Here is a 20,973-nt window from a genome sequence, read left to right on the forward strand (position 1 = left end):
TCGGTTGCCATTTTTTCAGTTCGCCGGTATTGTAACCGGATTCATTTGTTTTGTCTTTTCCTTGTAAAACCTGTCGATGGCAAGGAAGTAGTCCTCCGCATCCCAATCAGTGCCCGCATGCTCAGTCTCGAATTCTTCCGCCCACTGGACGATCTCGGCATTGACGGCACGGGAGTCCCTGTCCTCCCACAGGTTGTCCGCCCCGGCATTGTAGGCAAGGTCCACGACAGCCTCCTGCAACTTGTTGTAGCCGTTACACTCTCTACCGTTGGAACGCAGCCATAAGTCCACGTCGACGGCATCCTCTTCCGTCGTCCCATTGTGCAGGCACAGGCACTGCCCGTTGCCGTTATGGCATACGAGGACCGGCCGTTTGGTGTCGGGGCATATCCGTACCAGCAGCTCATTGGCGGCAAGTGTTTCCGTATCATGCCCATTGAGCATTGCAGGAAGCGCCTGGCTGACCAGACTCAGGATTTCCTGTTCCTCCTTTGTCCCGGACGGCTTGGAAGCCAACAGGTTCTGTATGCGTTTAAGAAGATTGTAAATCATAATCAGCAGTCATTATGTTCTTTCCAGATTTTACGTTTCTCGTCATAGCCCTTGTTTTCCCACCATTCATTGCAGGTTTCGGCAAACCCCTGATGGTTGTCTCCGGCCGGACACTTGTCCTGACGGCAACCCGTGATCTGTTCCATTTGATTTGCGTCCAACGAGTTCCACCATTCCTCCATGCGTTCTTTGAACTCTTTTAAAGTACAGAATGGCTGATGGTCCTCGCATTCGTCGCACCAGTTATCATAGCGGTCTATACCCGTGGTACCGATGAATGTACGGGCATTCGGATCCACCCATGCCTGGGTCTGTATATTGTCTGAACCGCACCCCTCGCATACGACAATCTCGTCGTCATTGACATCAGCGGAGATGAACCCGTGTTCTTCCAGCCAGTGGGCAATCTCAAGCAATCCCTCGGTCTGTACCTGTCCGATGGGCTCATCGAAATCCTCGCCGGCTTCGCCGTTGAGCGTGCAGAGCAGTTTGCCGTTCCCGTCGATGAAAAGTTCATAAACGGTCGCACTTTCATAACCGCCGTATCCGTAAAAAGCGGAATTGTGGACCACCACTATCGGGGAGGTTTCATACTCCGCTGATTCCGCCTCCCGGTAATGTACGCCGCAGTTGCGGTAGAACGTGCCGATGATGTTGTTCTCCTTCTTCACGGCGTCGCGGATTTTCTCCATAAGTGATCTTCTGATGGAGATGATACTGAGGTGCGCATAATCCTTACGGAGACGTCTGTACACTTCCTGCTCGAAGTTGCCTCGAACAGAGTCGAAAGGGGATACGCCGGCGTTCTCCCGGATATATTTGTCCTCGTTAAAGTTGTAGCGCCGGCAGACAATATTCTTGACGCGGCGGAATTCCTCTCCGGCAAATTTGAGGATACTGTTCTCGCCTAGCGAAGTCGGAAAATAGCAGCGGGGCATGTGCACTGTCATTTCACGGTAAAGTGTGTCATCGTCTTCCGGAAAGGTTCTGTCTGTTTCCGGCTTTGTAGGTTTTTCCTGTTCCATGTTGCTTGTTTTTTATCTGTAGTTGAACAATTTCCGGTTTGCCGCCCGTTGCATGGCGGTCACCATATTCTTATGTCATAATCTTTAAAATAGTATTCCAACTCTTTTAATCCTTCCAAAGAGTGCAGCTCGTTCTTTCCGGTCACTTCGATGTCGACGGATACTGCATTTTCATCTTTGATGTTTACTTTGGCATTGTCAAACACGCATCTTACATATTCTGCAATGCATGAGGCAGGCAGGTCGTTTTTTACAATATTAAGTACCATATTATTTATTGTTCATTAAATGTTTGCTACGTCCATAAACCGGGCACCGCTTGCGGTATCTGCATTCGCCCCGGGCCGCGTCGGTATGCGCCCGGTGCCATTCATCCCAGCTCTTCACTCCATTGTCTGTAAGGAATATGATCAGTTGCATGCAGCAGAAACCGCGTTCCTCACGTTTCCGGTCATGAAGGTTGGCCAGCCCGTTATCTTTAGGTTTCATACAGGTTTGATGTTACGGCAGGTTTGCTCGAAACGCCTTCATGGCATATCATTAAAACCATGAGACATGCACATAGGCATCGCTTTGGTCACTGCCGTTGATTAGACAATCAAGTACTTCGATAAACTTTTCCCGGTCCATCCCGGCCTTTGCCAGGCAGGAATAAAATTCTTCGGCATTCTGCCGGAAGGTTTCATCCTGTTCTGAGATATGTTTTCTTAGCTGCTGCAGACCCGAACGGGCTATTTCGAAGTCATCGGTATAGGCGTCTTCTGCGGAGTTATCAACTTCGAACATTGTCAGGATATCATAAAAGATATCCTGACCGCCCCCGCCATACATACCCGGATATTTGTATTCGATTTGCCAAACTCTGGCTACATGTAGTTTCTGGCCATTATCTTTTCATTTTTCGGATTTGTTGTCTTATGCAGTGCAGCATCAATTCGATACCACGGATGCTTTCCTCATTCTCTTTCAGTTTGTAATAGTAGGCGTTCGCTTCGTCGTAGTCTTCCCGTGCCTTGCGCAATCTGCATTCCTTGGCGTCACGGACCTGTTCATGGGACAGGTCGTAACCGATGAACTCGTCCATGAAACAGGAAACCGTACGCCCGTAATAGTGGTCCGTGCGGGTTTCCACCGCAGTACGGATGATGTCGTCGCACCGCCTTCCGAGTGTCCGGAGTACGTCGCTGATATGCCGGTCATGGTACTCGTAACCGAAGAAACGGGTATACCACTCGTGTTCCTGCCGGTTTGTCTTCCCCGCGTAATACTCGTACCATTGGGCGTCGCACTTGGTGTGCCTCTGGGTAACCTTGAATATGGCATACTCTTCACCGATCCATGTAAAACGTGAGAGTATCTCACTCGCTTCTTCCTCATAGTAGCTATCCCGCCAATTCAATTCTTCGGTCTGGCTGAGCGGGAGGAATGACTGTTTGGTGATCCACTGCCCGAAACCTTTGTGCGTGACATGCGGAAGCACTTTCACGACCTTGCTCCATGCCTCGTTGCAGGCTTCATCCAGTGAAGGGAAACTTTCAGGAAAGCGTTCCCTGTCCGTTCCGTCTCGCAACACCTCGTTCCAATCTTTGTCGCAGACAATGAGGGTGAGGTCCTCCCTCACATGGCAGTCGCGTTCGCAATAGCCGTAGGGAGCATCGCAGAGCGTGTACCACTCCTTCGGTCCATAACCGTCGTCACGTCCCAGATAGCGTTTGGGCTTACCCTTCTCTGTCTGCACCTCCCACACTTCCGTGCAGTTTCCACGGTCGATATGGTGCAGGCGTACCCTGATTTCCTTGTTATCTCGTTTTTCTTCCATGTCGTTCATTTTTAGTATGGCCTGTCTTTTTCTTTTCGAGAATCCGGTAGATTTCTTCAAGGTCATGCTCATTGTCTATCGGTTGCCCGTATTCCGTATCCACGATGACCACCCTGGCATTGGCCAGGTGACATCCTGCTATCGTCTTGTCATAGCCGCTCCATTCAGGATTGATTTCTGTTACCGTGTCAAATTCAAGTCCGTATGATGTCTTCATTGTATTTCCAGTTATTATGCGTATTTTTCTATTTTATGCTACCGCTTTGTTCTGCCCGTCGATAATATGCCTGCATTCGGCTTCCAGTTCTTTCATACATTCCGTACCATAGAATCCCCAACAACTGTCCAGTTCATTGTCATCGTCACTTTCCGGCATGATGCGATACCCGAAAACTTCCCCGGTATAGTAGTTGTCAAGGGTACTGATTTCGTCTTGCAGGTATCCCTCGATCCGCTTCCTGCGTTTCGCGGTGATGTTCTTCCACCCGTATTCCCGGCGCACCTTGTCCAACGGTACCGCGATGATTCCGAAAAATCCGGAATCCCACGGGCAGCTGAACGGCGAGGTGGATATTGTAATGCCGCCATGGTCGTAGAGGTAGACCGGCAGGGCGATATATTCCTTCAGGAACGATTCCCGGAAATTTCCGATATGCCCTTCAAAAACCTTGTCGATATCGAAGTGGTCATCAAACTCCTTCTCCGGGCGGTAGCGACGATGTGCCGTATAAAGCGTACCGAGATTGTCATATGCTTCACGCGGGCTTCGGGCGTCATCATCATAATAGATGTTGATGCGGTACCCGTTATATTTGATTTGATTATATAGATTCATTTGCCTGGGTATTATGTCTTGTTACAAAGTCTTACAAATTGTTCCGTAATCTCGTCCCGCTCGAACTCGTCGCAGTTCAGGTCGAAGAATATACCCGAAGCCGCGAGCATGTCACGGGCTTCCCCGTAGGTAAGGTCGTTCCTGTGCCTGTATCTGTCCACCATGTCCCGATGTTCGGCTTCCGCCCGGTCGTGCAGCCTCATTTTATACAGCCTGTACCATGCGGGGAACTGTTCCTTGGAAACCATATTTTCCAGCTGCAAGTCCCGGTATCTTCCCGGTGCCAGCAGGATGTGGCTGTCAATGTAGGACTTCGCCTCGGCTATGATTCCCTCCCTGGTGAAGGGACGGTGGGAGCGTGCCGTGAAATGCACCCATCCACCATGCAACGGGTGTTCGATTTCAATCTGCACACCCTGCCTCCTGACATGTACCACGATATAGGCGGTCTGGCCGGGGAACATATCGTCCTTGAGGCTCACTCCCCGGCAGGCCGGCGGGTCAACATGGATGTAGTGGTCCTGCCTTGCGCCCCCGAGGAACCTTTCAAGCTGCCGCATCGACTGGCGGTAGATGAATGTCCCCACGCGGCACTGGCCTCGGCGGATGTCGCCGTAATAGTACTTTCTTGCCCTTGCTCCGGTAATGCGGGACTCGTCCGATGCCTCGAAATAGCTCCGGTAGGTATCGTCCGTACGGCAGAAATCATATATTTCCTGAAAAGTCCTTGTTTTCATTTGTTACTCCTTTTTATGTATTGTCTTCTTCCGGCGGGGGAAATTCCCCCGTCCTGTAAAATATCTCTCCGAGACGGTCAGCCTGTTCCGCCAGACCTCTCTTCCGGACAGCCGACACGGCATCGCGTGCGGCCTTTTCGTACATGCCCAGCAGTACCGCCTCGGGCAGGCGTTTCGTCCGCCACACCTCCTGTGCGGTGGCGAGCATCTCCACCTCGCAGCCCAGATGGCTGGCCGTGAGGATAATGACGGCATTGCCGATGAAGTTCGGTACGCGTTCTTCCTGTTGTTCTCCTTTCATTGTTCCGTGCCTTTAATCCGTTTCGAACTCGTCTTCATAGACCTCGATCTCCTTCCTGCTCTCGCAGATGCGTACCAGCCAGGTGTATTGGAGCCGTTCCAACAGTTCTATACGGCGATAGCCCTTGTAGGGCACTTTCAGCGTTGCAATGTCTCCCGGTTTCATGTCAGGCGGGTATTTCAAACTGGACATGGAAATGGAATTCGCTTATCAGGCTGCAAATCTGCGGTACTGATTTAGGATCCTCCCCGTAAAGGTAGAAGATGGTCCGGCAACGTGTCAGGCATCGGATACCCTGTTTTCGTAACCGGTACAGCAGGTAGGCCCTGCGTCGTAGTTGTTTCTTGCTCATCGTATAAAGGATTATGTCGTTTTGATTAGAATAGCGGTGTGGTCGTCAAACAGGGGCATCTCTTTACGTTTTCGATGTAATGCCTCCATTGAAAGATGCTCATCTTGTGTTAACAGGGATGAGCATCATTTCAATGGAGGGAGTACTAATTTATTCTGACCCGCCACACCGCGCCGCCTACCGGGCGGATGGTGATGACGGCCTATTTCTTACGCCATGCCGCCATCTTCTTTTTGATGTTGATATTGTTGTCCGCCAGCATTTTTTTCAGGACTGCCAGCAACCGCCAGCCTTCTCCGTTTTTATACTCTTCCGCCTTGGCTGACAGGAACGTCAGTGACTGGTACTTGTCCAGACGCCGACCCCGGTCATTGACAGCCGTGCAACCGTGGAAACGAATCAGGTTCTGCATGGTAAAGAACGCCCCGGCTCCCTTATAGGCATCCATCCATGCCTTGCTTTGAGGAGTGCCCCATGGCAGCCGGATACGACGGTCATTGAACTGTCTGACCGCGTTGTAAAGCTGTGTGGCGTCCAACGCGTGCCTGATGTGGGTTATCGCGATGGAAAGCGGGTAGTACAGTTTGGATTGCAGGTCCTCCACGAAAATATTACGGCCGTGTATACGCTTGTAGGGAACTCCCTTGCATTTTCTTGTTTCCAGGTTGCCCACGTGTTTTTTCAGCGCGTTGACATAGTCGCTCGCGATGGCCAAAACCACATCACGGTTGAACCAGCGGTTTCTCTCGGCAAAACCCGTGATGTCCTTGTGTTCCATCTTCATCTGGGCGTGCAGCTCGTTCAAGAGCATTTTCCACTGGTAATCATAGCCTTTCCGGTGAATCATCTCGGTCACCCCTGCCGGCTCTTTTTCACGGTAATGCGTGTATGACATCATATGGAACATTTGTGCCATGACCCACCGGCGGAAGAGTCGGTTGTTGGGAACGGTACCCTGTGCCATGATGCTGCCGAATATCGGGTCGTTGTCATCCAGGATGGTAAGTTTCCCGTCTTTGTTGGAGGCGATATACTCGCCGCCCTCGGCTCCCTGCATGGCGAACAGGCAGCTCACGTCCACACCGGCACCGCGGAGTGCCTCGATACGCTCCCGCGCCCCTTTGGGAAGTCCGGCAGGAGAATTATGGCCGGCCACCACCGGATAGACGGTGCCCAAATCCGAATTCTTGCCGATAACGGTGCCCGTGGCGGCAAATTCCTTGTCCGCGATGGCGAATTCCGTGCCGCATCCGGGGCACAGGACTTTTGTTTCTTGTTTCTTTCTACTCATTGTGAATTTGTTAATAATTGATTACTTCCGGGTTCCACCCATTTTCTGAGTATCACCAGGTCCTTGTCTTTTTCGCTTTGCCAGAACCATTTGCCCATCGTTTCGGGATTCCATGTGAACCCGCCTATAATCCGGCAGAGGATATAGAATTCCAGCTCGAATTGCGCGGTATCCCGGTGTTGCCCGTACAGCATGTCCCCGTCCTCGAGGTCACTTTCGGGCAATGCCATGAAATACCGGCGGGACTTGCTCTGGCTGCGCTCCGATGGTATCGAATGTTTATAGCGGCGGTACAGCTCCTCCACATCCGTGAAAAAATCCCCGCAGCCGTACTCCGGCAACCACGGAGCGCCATCATACCTGCCGTTCCGTATCATGTGTCTCCCGTTTACTTTTAAACTTCTGGACTGGAAATCAATCCGGAAATTTGCGCCGTTCTCTATGGCGGTGACGGTTTCTCGGTAAATATCTTCCATTTTCTCACCTGTTTACAATTAATGGCACTCAAACCCCTGGCGCGTATCTTTATAGTCCTGATAAATACAGTAGGACTTCGGTCCTGAACCAGGTAGTTGCCTGGCTCAGGACCAAGCTTGAATACTGTATCTTGAATTTGGGTCCCTCGTGCATATGCGGTCGCGCTACCTTCTGTTCAGGGGACTCATCCGGACGGCACATCCCTTTAAAAACCTGATACGGGCCGCGAGTACAGCTGGAACCTGTGTCATCTGTCGTGTTAGCAGGAGATAACACAGGCTCCAGCCGTGTGAATTGCGGCTCTGTTGAAATCCCGGCCTTGCCCCCTTTGCCCTGTGCTGTTCTTTTTGCGGTTCCCGGAATGCCGGCACGTTCCTTTACAGGTCCGATGTCTGCTGTGGCGGAAGCCGGAATGGCGCCGTCGTATAACGTTAGGGATACGACGGCGCGAGACGGGCTTATCGGGGACAGCAGGCTGAATCCATTCCCCCGAACCGCACGTTCCCGTGCTGGAAAAGACTGAAAGTTCTCATAATACCGGCACATGGCTTTATGCTTCCGATGTATCCCGCGTATGGGTCTTCTGCGGAGTCCGAAGGCGACGGTCAGCCGCCTTCAGACTCGGAAAGAAGACGTTGGTACGCGGGATGCCCAAACCTATTCCTTGAACTTTCCCGGTGTGCTCCGGTAACGGGTACGGGACAGACGGCACATGACTTTAATTTCCCGATACATTACAGGCGCAGCCAGAATCGAGATGGGATTAACCGGGTGTTAGACCGGTTAATCTCGATATGGATTCTGGTTATAAGCCTGTAACGTTGAATAGCCTGCCCGTCCACCCGTTCTGCCGTGTGCCCGGCGTAACTTATAGCGATGCCACCAGCGTGTTGTACACCGCCCGGCTGGTCAGAAGGGCGTTACGCATGCAGCCGACAGTCAGGTAACCCGGTATGTCCCGGTCTGTTTTATCGCGGTTGGCCTTCACGTTGCGTCCCCGTCCCCGGACGATGCAGCCATCCGGTTTGGTTCGGACATATCCCAGACCGCCGATCTTGCACCTGCCCGTCTGAACGGCTCTAAAGCAGTCCATCACGAACTTGTTCAGCTCGTTGAGGTCACTCTTCACATTACAGACCGGCAATACCTGTATCGCCCAGCTGAACTCGCCCTTGTACAGGTAACGGTTCACGGCGTCCACGGCTTTTGCCAGTGTCGTGTCCCGGCAGCGGATTGTCCGCCGCTCGATCTCGTGCTGGAAGGTCTTGATGCGTGATGACGAGAGCGAGACCATGCCGCCCTTGATACTGAATCCTAAGAACTTGAACCAGACATCGGCTGCCAGGTATTCCACTTTCTTGGGATTTAGCTTCATGGATTTATCTTCCAGGCGTTTTTGGAGTGTGTCCATCGCTTTTTCATAATCCTTGCCGATAAAAAGCATATCGTCGGAATACCGGACGTAGTAGCCGTTCATTTGTGACAGTTCCCTGTCTAGGTCGTAGAGCAGTACATCCGCCAGCCAGCTAGCCACAGCACAACCCTGTTTCAAGGATTGATACTTGCTTTGCAACCGGTTATCTTCATCGAAATAGAGGTCCGAGTGGTAATATTTCCTAAGTACGTCTATCAGGGCAGACTGGCCGTGTTTGGCCTCCACCTTGTCGAACGCCTCGTCGATGAACCGTATCGGAACACTGTCGAAGTATTTGGAAAGGTCGGACTTCCAGCCCAGACAGCCGCTATTGCCGGTTTCTGTCATCCGGTGGCTGACTTCCGTAACTACCTTGCCGCACCCTATACCGGTCTGGTAGGACTTGCACGAAGAGTGCAGCATCTCCGGCATCAACTCGAAGAGCAGGTCGTTGGCGATACCCAGTACTACGCGGTCCATCGGCTCGTTTACGTACACTGTGCGGAACTCACCGTTGTCCTTGGGTATCTGCGCCGTGTGGGGAGGGGAAATCTCGTACTTTCCCCGGCGCATGGCATAGGCCATCGCCATACGGGTATGCTCGTCGGTCAGCCGAATAAGTTGGTCTTTCCTAATGTCTTTCAGCACGCCTTTCTCAATGGCCTTCGTCCACTGGCCTATGTCGAAGAACATTTGCAATATCTTGTCTTCATTCATAGCACTCAAAACTTTTTTGGGAAAGGATAAAATTCAGTATGTCCATGCCGGATTCTACGTCACATTCCTGCTCGTACTCCTCGCCCGTGTAGTAACTGTAACCCATGATGAAGATTTTCCCGTCTTTCCGGAGCGACGCGTTCGTGATGACCAGTTCCACGGGGTCACGGTCCACAACATGGAGATAGGTCGAGGATTGTTCACCGTTGTCATCAAGGCTGCCGCCACACTCGGAAAGCAGCTCCACGGACAGGGCGTAACATTTTTCATTCAGGGCTTTCTCCGCCACGTGATGGTTGTTCATCTCTTCCGTAAGTGTTCGGATGCGGTCACCGCGTCTCTGCTCGGGAACCGGTTCGAAAGCGGTTTCGAACATCCAGACAGGCATCCATTTATGGAAGACGGCGGGTCCCAAGCGGCATATGTAAACTTCATCGTTCTCTTTCTCCGTCTCCGGGATATCCATTCCCGAGGCTCGTGCTGCCGCTACGCTCATGCGCTCGAAACCGCCGAGGCAGGAAGGTGCCGACTTCAAACGGTAGGGACGGATGTTTCCTACAGGGACACCCATTGACATAAGTAGCATCCCCTTAAAAGTGTCGGTAACGGGAGTGGTTTGCTGTTTGTTCATTCTTTTATTCATTTTCTGGTCTTTGTACATACATTATGATTTCTCACGCATCCTCCGCAAGGGCTACAAGCCGCTCTTCCGGCAGCAGGAACTCCTCGTCCGTGAAGTAATAGCAGATTTTCCGGTCCACGGCCTCCGCCTCGTCCGATATGGGTGCGCCGTCTTTGCCGACCAGCACGTCTTGCAGACCCGTTACAGAGACTAGGGTTTTGTATTCCCCGCCCGTTCCACGGAACAGCGTCAGTTCCCTGACAAAATATTCCCTGTCATTCCATGTGATAATCTCAAACATTTCCTCCACTTCCGGGAACAGCCGGCACAGGACCGGAAACAGTTTGCAGGCATCGCTCCGGAGCATCAGGAAGACACATTCCATCAGGCATAGTCCGGCATCTTTGAGCATGGGCAGCAATACGTCCGTGCCTGCTCCGTTTGCCTCTGCCACTATCAGGGCTTTCCAGTATCCTTCCTGGAATGAGTCCGTCCAAGGGATGAGTTCGGCTGCCCTGACGGAATAGGAAACCGCGATTTCTTCCGGATTGTCCTCGTCCGTGGAAATCAGTCCTATTTTCGTGTCATCTTCGACAGGCTCCTTTACCGGCAGGCAGACTTTCATTTTCCGGAACGTGTCCGTGTCCTCGTCCGCCCAGTTGACAAAGCCGCCGAATCTTATAAAATCATATCTGCTCATTTGTCATTATTGTTTATTGTTATTTACCTTACAATTCTTCCGGTTCTCCATCGTTGATACTCCGGTAGAAACGGTCTCCGTCCGCCCACTTCTTGGCGGTGATAGCCAGCTCGAAAGCTTCCTCTATGGAAAGGCCGTCGGCGGGAAGGGCATCAAGGAGTTCTCCCATGCATACGTCATTCTCGCGATACTCTTTCTGCACCTTTCCGAGTGTCATTCTGCCCTTGTCCGTCTTTTTACGCCACAAAAGCATCTGTTGTATCCAATTTTTCATGCGATTCTTTTATTAAAGGAAATCCTTGGCATAACTGCGGGCTTCATTGAAAGTGTTGAAGCCGATTCCACTCATGCAAGAGATTGCCCAGTATCTTAATTTCCTGCTTTCGGCACGGGCAAGATAGATTTGCCCGATACAAATCCCGTCTTTGAGAATGTCATGCCGCTTGTCTTTTGTAATCCGTACCATGTTCCGACATTCACTTGTCCATTTTCCAAAATCCGTAATCGGACCCGTCACCGAGATGAGCACCGAAATAGTACCCCTCCGGTGAGTAACTATCGAGCGTGTCGAACAGCGATTCCAGCAATCCCGCCGCGTCATCGCTGTTCCACCAGTCTGCTTCTTTGTCCTCCATGGCATGGGCGGGGATGGCATTCATCACCTGCACGTACTCCGGTGTGTCACGGATAACGTCCAAGAACGCCGGAATCAGGTCCTGCGTGCGCATCGTGCCGTGGGAGATACTCTCTCCCGGCACGGCATGGAGGCGGTTTTGTGTCCTCTCGTCTATGAACATGGCATTTAGATAAAGGGCAGACGGGTATCTTCCAGCATGGAGGCCAGCATTTGACACATCTCGTATGAAGCACGGTTGCGGTCGTCAATGCAGCGTGAATCACGCCCTGCCATAGCGGTAATGGAAGCCTTTACCGTTCTGAAGAATGTCTGTTCCAGTGTCTTGTGGAAATAAGGAAGAGCCTGGGCGAAACGTTCGGACTTGAATCCCAAATCGTTCATGGCGTATTCCAGCTGTTTGGCCGCCTTGTACTCGCGGCTGTTCTCCAGGCTTTCCGGAATATCACCGAACTGTGCGGTCCGGAGCTGGCGTTCCAGTTCGATGACGGCCACCGAAAGCAACAGCTTGATGGCTTCCGGGTTGCCGATACCGTGTTTCTGCCCGTCAGCGGTATGGAACTCGATCAGGTTTACACTGTTATTCTCTTGTAATTCTTTGTAGCATGCGAGGGTCTTGCTGAGCGCTTTTGCTTTCTCTTTATCCATAATTTTATCTGATTTGATTGTTATTGCACACAAGTACGTCCCCAACGATGAAGTCTTTCGACGCCGGGTGATGAGCACGGAATATCCTGCTCGCTTCAAGATTGAGGGACAGAGGGATAAATTTGCCTTCCTCGTTGACGACCATTGTCGTGCTCCCGTCCAGTTCCACCAGTTCGATGTAGCCGCCGACAATCGCCTGCATCTCCTCCAGCGTGAAGTCTGAGCCATTGGCTGGCTGCACGGGTTGGCGTGTTCCGTCCGTTTTGATGATTTCTGTCATAGTTGCTTTGAAATTTTAAGATTCATGACTCGCCAGTATATCCAAAATCTGTTGCAAAGGGAATTTTTCAGTCCAGAATCGCTCGTCGGTATGTTTGCCGTACGCCCGGTATCTGGCTTCCCCGTTTGCAAATACCGCCAAGATATGGCTGACCAGCACATTGTCCGGCGGAACCAACCTTTCCAGTTCCGTTTCGGTCAGTTCCACGAAGCACCAGTTATTGTCTTCCGGCAAGTCCTCGCTGCCCAGTATCCCGTCCTCGTCCGGCTGGTAAAAACCAACCGATATGTCATAAAAGTTCAAAGACTGGAAACTGATGTCATCCTTGAATGGCTTGACGGCTTCCAGCCTGCCGGACTGTGTCTGTCTCCACTCTTTTGACAGGTACACGATTGCAAAGTCGCAGCAATCCCATGCACTGTCAGTTCCTGCCTTGAGCAGGAGGTATGGGGTAGGTTCATTTGAGATTTTCATCGTATTTCCCTCCTTTTATGCCACGCGTGATACCGTTTCACGGTGCGTAGCTGGTTAATGATATGGCCAAAAAGCTTGCGTGAATAGATGCGGTAATGGAACACAGCCGAATACTCGCATACATTGCCGTGAAAGTCCACGTGGGAGCGGTCATCCGCAAAGTCGAACAAGTCGCCCTGGATTTCCAGCGTGTATTTGTTCTTCCGTAGCCAGTCAAAAAACTCGAAGATGTCCTTCTTTTGGGAGTAGAAAGTACAGTATTCGTAGCGGTTTCCGCGCAGGTTCCTCAGCAATGCCGCCATCTCGTTCCGTTCCCGGCGGTCGCCAAATTCGGATCCCGTCCGAGTGGCGAGGTTCTTCAGGAAATATATTTTACCTCCATACTCGAAATAGTACGGTATGTAGGTGACCGTCTTTTTGTACCAATTGACATATTTGACAAAGGAAGCCTTCTTGACGATGGCGGGATGCAGGTTTACTTTCTCCATGTGTTCCCGAATCTGGCGGTAGATTTCCACATTGGAAAGACGTACGGGACGTTCCGCCCGGAAATACCTGCCGTCCGACTCGAAACAGAGCGCGTACAGGTTTCGGTAATACGGTTCCCCGACAAAGAACCAGTCGCTCTGCATGCGGGCCGGAGGCAGGCATTCCAGCAGTTCGTAATAACGTTCCTCCGTAATTTCATGGAAGGGCTTGCAAAGTGCCCGGGTATAACGCTTCACAAGCAGTGTCATGCGTACCGGTGATACAGCGACCAGGTACGGGTTCTTCTCCCTTTCGCGCAGTGCTTCCAGCGTCTCGCCGCCGTAGTCGCTGTGCATGTCATCCGACATCGACGTGAGGCATGTCCCGTCGAAATAACGTGAATCGATGATGTATCTCATGGGCACTGGATTAAATGGTTATTTTCAACACCTGACCGGCGGCATATTCGGCATTGCGGGTGAGCTGGCGCTGCCATGCCTGGTTGCGTGGCGCCCACTTGAAAGCGTTACGCTTCAAGGTCGTACGCATATCGGTATCGGGTATTTTGTCGAAGAGGATTTGCAGGCGGTCTTCTTCGAAGTTGTAGACCACCTTGCCGCCATCGAACGGAATCTCACGATTTTCACGGCTTGCCCGTTCCTGCTGCTTTTCCCGCACCTTGCGGACGAGTTCGGGATACTTGAAGATTGAATGGCGTGCCGTGACGACAGGTTTCTTGACTTTGTCGTTCCACTCTCGCAGACGAGCGACGGCACGGTCGATGATTTCCACGTTGCCATGGTTGACATAGGTGGAGAGTCGCCCGGCGAGGTTGCTGACGAAGAGAGCCCGGCTATAGCCTCGTGCCGTACCCGTATCGATACCGTGAATGGTCGAGGCGGCATCGTCGATAAAGGCTTTGACCTTCTGCCACTCCTCCTCGAGACGCTGTTCTTCGGGCTTGGCCGCTTCGGTAGCCTTGCGAATCGCTTCGAGTGCACGTTCTCGCCATTCCCGGAACGCCGTGACGCTCTTGGCGTGGCTGTTGCAGGCCTTTTCGTTGCGGCCCGTGTTGAAGCGTGCAGGTCCCGTAATCATCGCGCTGGCACAACGGCTGTTGGCGGCGATCATGGCAGAGAAATAGCGTTTGTAGTTTTCCATGTAACGTTCCCGCTGCTGCTCGGGCATCGACTGCAAATCCTCGTGCAGTTCCTTTTCGTGCGAGGCGATGTCTGACTCACCCCGCTCGTCGGGTGAGAAGGAGGTGAGGTTGTAGGAGCTGCACGCCTGCTTGAAATATTCTTCCAGATAGCCCGGGTGCGCCACTTCCACAACTTCCCAGTCCTTGAAGTCCGCCGGGGCGAGGATTTCTTCCTTGCCCGGATTCCCTACAAGATGGGAATAGCTGCAATACCCGTGTCTCTTTCCCCTGAAAAGAAACGCTACCGGTTCGCTTTCCGGGGCATCCACACGCCGCACCATGGTCACACGATGGGCATTTTCCTTTGTCAATAATGTTGTTTCCATACCTTTCTTCTTGATTTCGTTATTTGATTGTTTCCGATTTTTATTGTTGCTTCATCCGGGCGGCATGGTCCATTACAGAGGCGAACCCCACCTCGATACCTATCTGGTATCCGCCCTTGATGGTCGATTCCAGCTCCGCCTCGCTTTCGATCAGGGATTCCGAATCATCGGCATAAAGCCTGTACAGGGAGAATACGTCTGCCTCCCATAGCTTCCGGGCATTTTCCGCCGATACAAGCAGCCACACGAAACCGTCCTCACGGGTTACCTTGACGGCGGCTTCGCTATGGCTCAGAGTCCGCCACTCCTTGATGTCCAGTGCCACCCTCCACACGATATACATCAGCGCATCGTGGCGGCTTTTAATATCAGGGGAATCGCACAGGCGGCTGGCCACATCTTTGAGTGTCCGGAAAGAGTCCGCCATGAACTGCTCCACGACATACGGCTTTTCGGCAATGGCGGAACAGGCATCGTCCGCCCTGCCTGATTCCGGAACGGTCTGAATATCCTCCTCTTCAAGGAAGATTTCACGGTGCAGGTAGTCCAAGTAGTAATATGATTTCATTCCGCTTATTCTTTGGGGGTGAAAGTGATTCTCGTGTGCCCGTCATAACCGAAGGACGGTTTCAGGCCGAAGGCTTCGGCATCACTGCTGATGCAGCAGATGTCCCAAATCTCCAACCCTCCGGCGCAGGTTATGACGGTATTGTTTTCAGATATTTGCGGCGACTTGTCTTTCAATGCAGCCCCGCCGCAGATGCCGCGTAGAATAACACCACGCTGGTGGGTAGTAAGTTCTTTCGTTTCCATAGACCTAATCTTTTGCTTTTACACCGAACATGTTCTCCATTGTACTGGCGAGGGCTTCCTTGAAACCGTCGCTTACGCCCCAGTATTCAAGTAACCCGTTGCCGATGACCTGCATCTGTTTGTCGGTGGGCATATCGCCATCATACCCGTATTCCTTGAGCAGGGCACGGCTGATGATGACACCTTTTATCTCGTTGATTCTATGTTCCTCTCCCATAGCCGTTAATACATCTTTACCCGCAGACCAGATATCTGCTTTCTCGTTATTTCTGTCATTTTCTTTATCCGTTTATAAAAGCATAGGGGCATTCCGCCCCCATAGTTGTTATTAATTCATATTATTTTGCATGATTTTTTCCGGAACACCTATCCGGCATAGATGTACTTGAGCTTGGGCACTCCGTTCTGGAGCACGGTGAAGGCGTTTTCTTCCACCTGCACGTCCTTTGCCTTTGGCCACCATAGCCACGAGAGTTTCCCGTCGGGTTTGAGGAATGCCACGGCATTACCCTGCACTTTCCCGACCTCACGCACGCCGAGGTCTTTTCCGCCCTCGAACAGCCGGACACACCGCCACTTCGAGCCAAGCGTCATTTTCCGTTTCACGTCTGCTAATGTTTTCATACTCATTGCGTTTTTATTATTGCATATAAATTCTGCATTTCCGGTTGCACCGTCTCAGGCTGTCCGCCGAGAGCGGATAACTGCGGTTCAAATGGTCGGGAAACCCTTCTCGGAACATCAGCTCCGCCGTAGCGTACTCCTTGCACCATTTCCGCCGACGTCTCCCACGGGCAGGTCTCGTTTCCGGCATCCGCCTTTTCGGAGATTTCGGCACACGCCATTTCCCACCGACAAACACCGCTTCATATTCCCGTTGTAACACGCCGCTGCAATACGCCGCCACGCTGACAGCGGGCACACTTCCGAGCTGTCCCGTCGCGGCAAGGCTGTCAAGCGTATCGGTGGCAGCCTTGAAACTGGCAAAGCACCCGTAACTGCGGGTGCGCTTTGCGTCAAACACTTCTATCATATTTATTCGTTTTATTATTGGCACATCCGTTCTCCGCTTCCCCGCACAGGATAACAGCGGAAGCACGGCAGGCGGTTCCGCAGAACGCCAGACCGTGCTTAACCGTGTTATATACAAGGTAGGCACAACGCCTCACGGCGCAAGGAAGTCATATCGGAGGGAATTTTAGAAAAGTGCGGGCATTTCAGGGTGCAATCCTGACACAGTGTATATCAATGCCCGAAAAAGCGCGCACGCCCCGCAGTTTCCGCAGCACGTGTGCGCGTCATGTCACTCGCCATCGTCCCCGCTGTCAATTCCTGCGGTGATGTTGCATATCTCCTGCAATGCCGATTCTATCTGCACAAGGTCGTCGATGTCGAACTTCACGGCATCGCAGTCCTTCTCCCACACTTGGCGGGCTATGAAGACGGCATCATGCAGCGACCGCTCGGACTCTTCCAGAGCGGTCTTCAGGTCGTCCACGGTGTACTCCCCGTCCTGCGGCGGAGGTACAGTCCCGGCACCGTTTTTTGCCGGGAAATTCTTTTCGCCTATCACGTTACAGTTGCTTTCGCCCGAAATGAAAAGCGCGTATCCGTGGCATACGTCACAAGAACACGCGCTTACGACGGCAGATACGAAAAGGGCAGGCAGTCCCACACGTTCAGCGGGCTGCCTGCCGTCCTTTTGCCTTTTTCGGGCAGGTTTCAGTTACTCCGTTGCCCTTATGCCGCCTTTTTGCTTTCGTCGGCAACCGTTCCGGCAGGCTGTTCCGCCACCTTTTCAGCCTTGCCGGTCTTGGTCGTTTTCTCGGTTGGCTTTTCGAGGCTGGCGAGGTTCGGGGCGAAATCCATGGCGTTGCGGATAGCCTTTGCAGCGGCATGGATTGTCTTTTGGAAATCACGGTTTGACTTCTCGAGGTCTACTTTGGTCGGCACAAGACCGATACGCGCCCAAACGCTGTCGGTAAGGTCGTACTTCTTGATACGATTTCCCGACTTCTCGCAGATGATGATTTCCGCAGGGGTTGTGGCACGGAATTTCGAGCGTATGCCGTCGGCATCGGCACGCAGTTTCTTTTCCTCCGCAATGGTGTGCCACATAGTTGCGACCATGTTTTTAATCACACGGAAAATCTCGTTGTCCGACTTGTCGGCAGGCTCAAAGTCCGCACCGAAAAAGTGCTGTGCCGTCTGCACGAGTTCACCGTCCTTGTTGGTAGAGTTGTAAACCAACATGATACCTGCAAACGAACCGATGTTTGCATACTGTTCCTTGTTCAATTTAGAAGTTGCCATAATGATAAAATTTTAGAAACACTGCGCAAAATCACGCATTGCGGGCACTCGGGGAGTCGAACCCCGAACTTTGCACCATAGCGCAAAGTGTGGCATTTCCTGCCACGCGCCCAAAAATTTGCCGTGCATTTCACCCTGCACGGCAAAATTTTTCGTAACTTTGTCGCACTTAAAACGTACCCCATAGCAGAGCTATCCAAATGAGCGCATTTTCGGCATATCGTATCTTTGCACGAGTTCTACTCATCGTGTCGTGGCTCTGCGCTGCTTTACTCCAATTTCGGCAAGACGCTTCTCTGGCACGTTCCGGATCTTTTCCAATCCGGCAGCTAACAGTAAGGCGGTGGGCGGCTGGTGATTATGGGCATAACATTGGCAATGCTCTTTTCTCAAGCTCCGTGCGGACTGTTTTTCCGCTACCGTGCATTTTATCTCCGTGCGCACAAGGGCGCAATTATGGCATTATTCTTGCACGTCCTTTTCAGTGGCGGTATTCTCAATACTCCCAGCGACTTGCAAAAGTCTTGACGTATTTCCGGCACTCGGAATAAATACGATTTATCCCGTTCCATAAATTTCCCTACTTTCGTAGGTTGGCAATACTGGTATTATTGCCCCGTGCGAAGCGTGGTTATTTAACGCACTCTTTAAGCGTACCTAAACGCACACGGTGTTGTTTCGGGTGTTACCCTTTGACGGCTCAACAACTCACTTTCGTGTAAACGCCGTTTTTGTTTCTCGCTCTCGGCGGTCTTTGCTTTTCTGTTTTTTAATTCTGTTTTTTACTATCTATTTTTTTATTCGTTTTTCTCCGTACTTGTTTGCCGTTTGTTTGGCTTTCGAGTACATGACTATTATAAAACCGTTTTTCAGAACTGCAAAACTTTTTGAGAAAAAAAATTTGGAACGTTCCAAAAACAGCCTTTTTGCGAATATGGAACGCACGCGCGCGAAGTGAATTTGTAAATAGTTGAATATTAATAAAATAGAAAAAATGATTTTCTTTGAAAAAAATTTTTCCTTTGCAAAAATCAAAAAAGCCCCGTTTCAACGTATGTATAAAATCAAAATCAGTTTTGTCTATTGATTATCAGATTATTAGCTGCTTAAAATGGATAAAATAGGACTGAAAAGATTTTTTTACTTTCAATTTGTAAGCAAAGATAATGTAAAAGACGTTTTTAGGCTTACTTTATACAAAAGTAAACCTAATAAATTATTGATATTCAATGGTGTAATAAAAATAAAAAGATTGGGGAGGGTGTACCCTCGGGTGCGGATTCGGTCTCTGTCCTCGGGCCGTTTTTTCAAGTCCGGTTTTCCAAAACGGCTCAAAATGCGGCTTTCGGATTGAAACTGTAAGCAGGTATCAAAAAATATACAGTAAAGTACTTGTATTTATCATGGTTGCTTAAGGTGCTGGTGTTCACCATGTCCCATATTTTTGAAATATTCTCATTTGTGGATGCCTGTCCTTTCAATTTTCACGGGTGTACAGACTTTCTGCACGATTTCCGGGTTCCGGCTTGAAGCTGTTTTTTAGATACGCTGAAAACGTATCAAAAAATATATAGAGACACGTCGGTATATTGACTGTTCTTAACCGGATTGGACGACGGAAAAGGAGGATGTGTATTCCTGTCATTCAGTATGTTCGGATATGCTTTTCACAATCGGACAATCTTGTAATGTTTTGTTCCTTAATCATATAGAATATACAGAACGAAGCTATCCACATGGATTCCGACTTATTTGTACGGTTTTTGTGACTTTATACAGGAAACCGTGGAAATGCAGAAGAAATGGGGTTCAGTTACCTGCCTTTTTGGTGAATTATACGTATATTTGCCGTATTGTATCCACTTATGTATGAAGTATGGCATTTTGCTGTTACAGGAAATATCTGGATAAAGAATCGAAAGAATGGAATCATATCATAAGAAGAAAATCGGGAGTATTCCGAAAGACAGCACGGGTGGGTCGTCCATTCGCAAGGGAATGGTCGTCTTCAACGGTGGGACATCGGAAACCGGACTTGTGGGAGATGTCACGGGTAATTGCGTGTCGGTTCCGGTAAGGATGACTGCGGGCAAAGAACTCGTTACCGATGACGCGGTCATGTTTCTGAATGATTGCCGGGAAGCGAGCGCAGAGCAAAAGATTGCCCTCCAACGCCTGCTGAACGAAGGCCATCTTGCATGGGACAAGCGCCGGGGTGTATGTTCGGAATCTCTCTATGCTCCCAAAGACGGACAGTTGGTAAAACTCAGTATCCTGGATGAGCATGTAATACTGGGGGCTTTCAAGGAAATCGACGCAAAAGGACGTGTTGTGCTGTATTGCCTGCTGGACGAAGACGGGAGCCTGCGCTATTCCCTGCATGAAACAGTCGGGTACGCGGTGAATCTCCAGATACTGCCTATCGGAACCAGTGGCCGTAGCAGGCTTTCCGATGCTCTACGCCAGAAAGGGCTTGCATGGAACGGACGGCTGAAGGAACTCGAACGGCTGGCAACACGTGTCAGACGCGGTGACAAGTACTATTACCTGAATGACATACTGGAAATCCGTGAATGCAGGGACAACAACAGGCCGGCGGACAGGAAACGGTTGGAATGCGGGAACTATTTCATGGAGCGGAGGGATGCCGAACTGGTACGTGACTGCGTGCGCTCTGTCGTAAGGCTGAACCGCGACAAGGATGCCAGACGGTAAGAGGGTGACGGTATAAGGTATTCGTTCTGTTTCTCTCTCTTGTATCTGGGGAGGAAGTGGTCCTTTAATCCTCATCTTATCCGTTTTCAACACTTTCCGATTCAAAAAAACAAAAAAACAGACGGCGTGCCGTCTGTCATGATTTGTTTCTTTTTTGGTATCTTTTTTCTTTGCGTCAAAGAAAAAAGTACATCTTTCTTCTTTCTTCTTGTATAATACTACTTATAGTATTGTTGCTACATTTGTAACACCCCTCCTG

Annotated in this window: 31 protein-coding genes; 1 reads left to right on the plus strand and 30 read right to left on the minus strand. The window is 50.9% G+C overall.

What is annotated here, in order from left to right; all coding sequences use genetic code 11:
• Window positions 1–15: 15 nt before the first annotated feature.
• The 30 genes from ACESTR_RS01050 to ACESTR_RS01195 form a co-directional block, all read right to left on the minus strand.
• Window positions 16–552 (minus strand): hypothetical protein, encoded by a 537-nt coding sequence (locus ACESTR_RS01050; protein ID WP_004293654.1) that lies wholly within the window; start codon window positions 550–552, stop codon window positions 16–18.
• Between the two features lie 2 nt (window positions 553–554).
• Window positions 555–1,577, minus strand: a complete 1,023-nt coding sequence (locus ACESTR_RS01055) for a hypothetical protein (RefSeq protein WP_004293653.1) — start codon at window positions 1,575–1,577, stop codon at window positions 555–557.
• A 59-nt stretch (window positions 1,578–1,636) separates the two neighbouring features.
• Window positions 1,637–1,846, minus strand: a complete 210-nt coding sequence (locus ACESTR_RS01060; protein ID WP_004293652.1) for a hypothetical protein — start codon at window positions 1,844–1,846, stop codon at window positions 1,637–1,639.
• A gap of 1 nt (window position 1,847) precedes the next feature.
• Window positions 1,848–2,066 carry a hypothetical protein gene (locus ACESTR_RS01065; RefSeq protein ID WP_004293651.1) on the minus strand — a complete coding sequence of 73 codons (219 nt, stop codon included), beginning with the start codon at window positions 2,064–2,066 and terminating at the stop codon, window positions 1,848–1,850.
• A 51-nt stretch (window positions 2,067–2,117) separates the two neighbouring features.
• On the minus strand, window positions 2,118–2,408 hold the full coding sequence (locus ACESTR_RS01070) for a hypothetical protein (RefSeq protein WP_004293650.1): 291 nt from the start codon (window positions 2,406–2,408) through the stop codon (window positions 2,118–2,120).
• A 55-nt stretch (window positions 2,409–2,463) separates the two neighbouring features.
• On the minus strand, window positions 2,464–3,396 hold the full coding sequence (locus ACESTR_RS01075; RefSeq protein ID WP_004293649.1) for a hypothetical protein: 933 nt from the start codon (window positions 3,394–3,396) through the stop codon (window positions 2,464–2,466).
• A complete protein-coding gene (locus tag ACESTR_RS01080) occupies window positions 3,377–3,613 on the minus strand; it encodes a hypothetical protein (RefSeq protein ID WP_004293648.1) in 237 nt (78 codons plus the stop codon). Before ACESTR_RS01080 ends, ACESTR_RS01075 begins: the two co-directional genes overlap by 20 nt.
• A gap of 33 nt (window positions 3,614–3,646) precedes the next feature.
• Window positions 3,647–4,231, minus strand: a complete 585-nt coding sequence (locus tag ACESTR_RS01085) for a hypothetical protein (RefSeq protein WP_004303947.1) — start codon at window positions 4,229–4,231, stop codon at window positions 3,647–3,649.
• Between the two features lie 11 nt (window positions 4,232–4,242).
• The gene (locus ACESTR_RS01090) at window positions 4,243–4,968 is read right to left on the minus strand and encodes a hypothetical protein (RefSeq protein ID WP_004293646.1); all 726 of its coding nucleotides are present in this window, start codon (window positions 4,966–4,968) and stop codon (window positions 4,243–4,245) included.
• Window positions 4,969–4,981: 13 nt separating this feature from the next.
• On the minus strand, window positions 4,982–5,269 hold the full coding sequence (locus tag ACESTR_RS01095) for a hypothetical protein (protein WP_004293645.1): 288 nt from the start codon (window positions 5,267–5,269) through the stop codon (window positions 4,982–4,984).
• Window positions 5,270–5,281: 12 nt separating this feature from the next.
• Window positions 5,282–5,461, minus strand: a complete 180-nt coding sequence (locus ACESTR_RS01100) for a hypothetical protein (protein WP_004293644.1) — start codon at window positions 5,459–5,461, stop codon at window positions 5,282–5,284.
• 362 nt (window positions 5,462–5,823) lie between these two features.
• Window positions 5,824–6,912: a hypothetical protein gene (locus tag ACESTR_RS01105; protein WP_004293643.1), complete on the minus strand. Its 1,089-nt coding sequence runs from the start codon at window positions 6,910–6,912 to the stop codon at window positions 5,824–5,826.
• Complete coding sequence (locus ACESTR_RS01110; RefSeq protein WP_004293642.1) at window positions 6,909–7,388, minus strand: hypothetical protein; 480 nt, start codon at window positions 7,386–7,388, stop codon at window positions 6,909–6,911. Before ACESTR_RS01110 ends, ACESTR_RS01105 begins: the two co-directional genes overlap by 4 nt.
• An 869-nt stretch (window positions 7,389–8,257) precedes the next feature.
• Entirely contained in the window at window positions 8,258–9,520 is a 1,263-nt protein-coding gene (locus ACESTR_RS01115; protein ID WP_298108969.1) for an RNA-directed DNA polymerase, read from the minus strand.
• Entirely contained in the window at window positions 9,513–10,181 is a 669-nt protein-coding gene (locus ACESTR_RS01120) for a hypothetical protein (RefSeq protein ID WP_008143024.1), read from the minus strand. Before ACESTR_RS01120 ends, ACESTR_RS01115 begins: the two co-directional genes overlap by 8 nt.
• Window positions 10,182–10,194: 13 nt before the next feature.
• The gene (locus ACESTR_RS01125) at window positions 10,195–10,842 is read right to left on the minus strand and encodes a hypothetical protein (protein WP_004293639.1); all 648 of its coding nucleotides are present in this window, start codon (window positions 10,840–10,842) and stop codon (window positions 10,195–10,197) included.
• 28 nt (window positions 10,843–10,870) lie between these two features.
• On the minus strand, window positions 10,871–11,116 hold the full coding sequence (locus ACESTR_RS01130) for a hypothetical protein (protein ID WP_004293638.1): 246 nt from the start codon (window positions 11,114–11,116) through the stop codon (window positions 10,871–10,873).
• 202 nt (window positions 11,117–11,318) lie between these two features.
• Window positions 11,319–11,639, minus strand: coding sequence for a hypothetical protein (locus tag ACESTR_RS01135; RefSeq protein ID WP_004303957.1), 321 nt, complete (start codon window positions 11,637–11,639; stop codon window positions 11,319–11,321).
• A gap of 5 nt (window positions 11,640–11,644) precedes the next feature.
• Window positions 11,645–12,124: a hypothetical protein gene (locus ACESTR_RS01140; protein WP_004293635.1), complete on the minus strand. Its 480-nt coding sequence runs from the start codon at window positions 12,122–12,124 to the stop codon at window positions 11,645–11,647.
• Window positions 12,125–12,128: 4 nt separating this feature from the next.
• Window positions 12,129–12,404 (minus strand): DUF3846 domain-containing protein, encoded by a 276-nt coding sequence (locus tag ACESTR_RS01145; RefSeq protein WP_309457115.1) that lies wholly within the window; start codon window positions 12,402–12,404, stop codon window positions 12,129–12,131.
• 15 nt (window positions 12,405–12,419) lie between these two features.
• The gene (locus tag ACESTR_RS01150) at window positions 12,420–12,878 is read right to left on the minus strand and encodes a hypothetical protein (protein WP_004293633.1); all 459 of its coding nucleotides are present in this window, start codon (window positions 12,876–12,878) and stop codon (window positions 12,420–12,422) included.
• On the minus strand, window positions 12,875–13,765 hold the full coding sequence (locus ACESTR_RS01155) for a hypothetical protein (protein WP_004293632.1): 891 nt from the start codon (window positions 13,763–13,765) through the stop codon (window positions 12,875–12,877). The genes ACESTR_RS01150 and ACESTR_RS01155 overlap by 4 nt, the downstream gene beginning before the upstream one ends.
• A 10-nt stretch (window positions 13,766–13,775) precedes the next feature.
• Window positions 13,776–14,873 carry a hypothetical protein gene (locus ACESTR_RS01160; protein ID WP_004293631.1) on the minus strand — a complete coding sequence of 366 codons (1,098 nt, stop codon included), beginning with the start codon at window positions 14,871–14,873 and terminating at the stop codon, window positions 13,776–13,778.
• Between the two features lie 40 nt (window positions 14,874–14,913).
• Complete coding sequence (locus tag ACESTR_RS01165) at window positions 14,914–15,441, minus strand: hypothetical protein (protein ID WP_004293630.1); 528 nt, start codon at window positions 15,439–15,441, stop codon at window positions 14,914–14,916.
• 5 nt (window positions 15,442–15,446) lie between these two features.
• Window positions 15,447–15,686 (minus strand): hypothetical protein, encoded by a 240-nt coding sequence (locus ACESTR_RS01170; RefSeq protein WP_004293629.1) that lies wholly within the window; start codon window positions 15,684–15,686, stop codon window positions 15,447–15,449.
• Window positions 15,687–15,690: 4 nt separating this feature from the next.
• Window positions 15,691–15,903, minus strand: coding sequence for a hypothetical protein (locus ACESTR_RS01175; RefSeq protein ID WP_004293628.1), 213 nt, complete (start codon window positions 15,901–15,903; stop codon window positions 15,691–15,693).
• A gap of 149 nt (window positions 15,904–16,052) precedes the next feature.
• Window positions 16,053–16,310 carry a hypothetical protein gene (locus ACESTR_RS01180; protein ID WP_004303959.1) on the minus strand — a complete coding sequence of 86 codons (258 nt, stop codon included), beginning with the start codon at window positions 16,308–16,310 and terminating at the stop codon, window positions 16,053–16,055.
• Window positions 16,311–16,326: 16 nt separating this feature from the next.
• Complete coding sequence (locus tag ACESTR_RS01185) at window positions 16,327–16,719, minus strand: hypothetical protein (protein WP_004303960.1); 393 nt, start codon at window positions 16,717–16,719, stop codon at window positions 16,327–16,329.
• A 270-nt stretch (window positions 16,720–16,989) separates the two neighbouring features.
• Window positions 16,990–17,259 (minus strand): hypothetical protein, encoded by a 270-nt coding sequence (locus ACESTR_RS01190; RefSeq protein ID WP_008143004.1) that lies wholly within the window; start codon window positions 17,257–17,259, stop codon window positions 16,990–16,992.
• A 167-nt stretch (window positions 17,260–17,426) separates the two neighbouring features.
• Entirely contained in the window at window positions 17,427–17,999 is a 573-nt protein-coding gene (locus ACESTR_RS01195) for a hypothetical protein (RefSeq protein WP_004293623.1), read from the minus strand.
• A 1,923-nt stretch (window positions 18,000–19,922) separates the two neighbouring features.
• On the opposite strand from ACESTR_RS01195, the gene ACESTR_RS01200 reads away from it, so the two are divergent.
• Window positions 19,923–20,714 (plus strand): hypothetical protein, encoded by a 792-nt coding sequence (locus ACESTR_RS01200; protein ID WP_004303962.1) that lies wholly within the window; start codon window positions 19,923–19,925, stop codon window positions 20,712–20,714.
• Window positions 20,715–20,973: the final 259 nt, after the last annotated feature.

Source organism: Alistipes sp. DJF_B185, from assembly GCF_964250025.1.
GTDB classification, from domain to species: Bacteria; Bacteroidota; Bacteroidia; order Bacteroidales; family Rikenellaceae; genus Alistipes; species Alistipes finegoldii.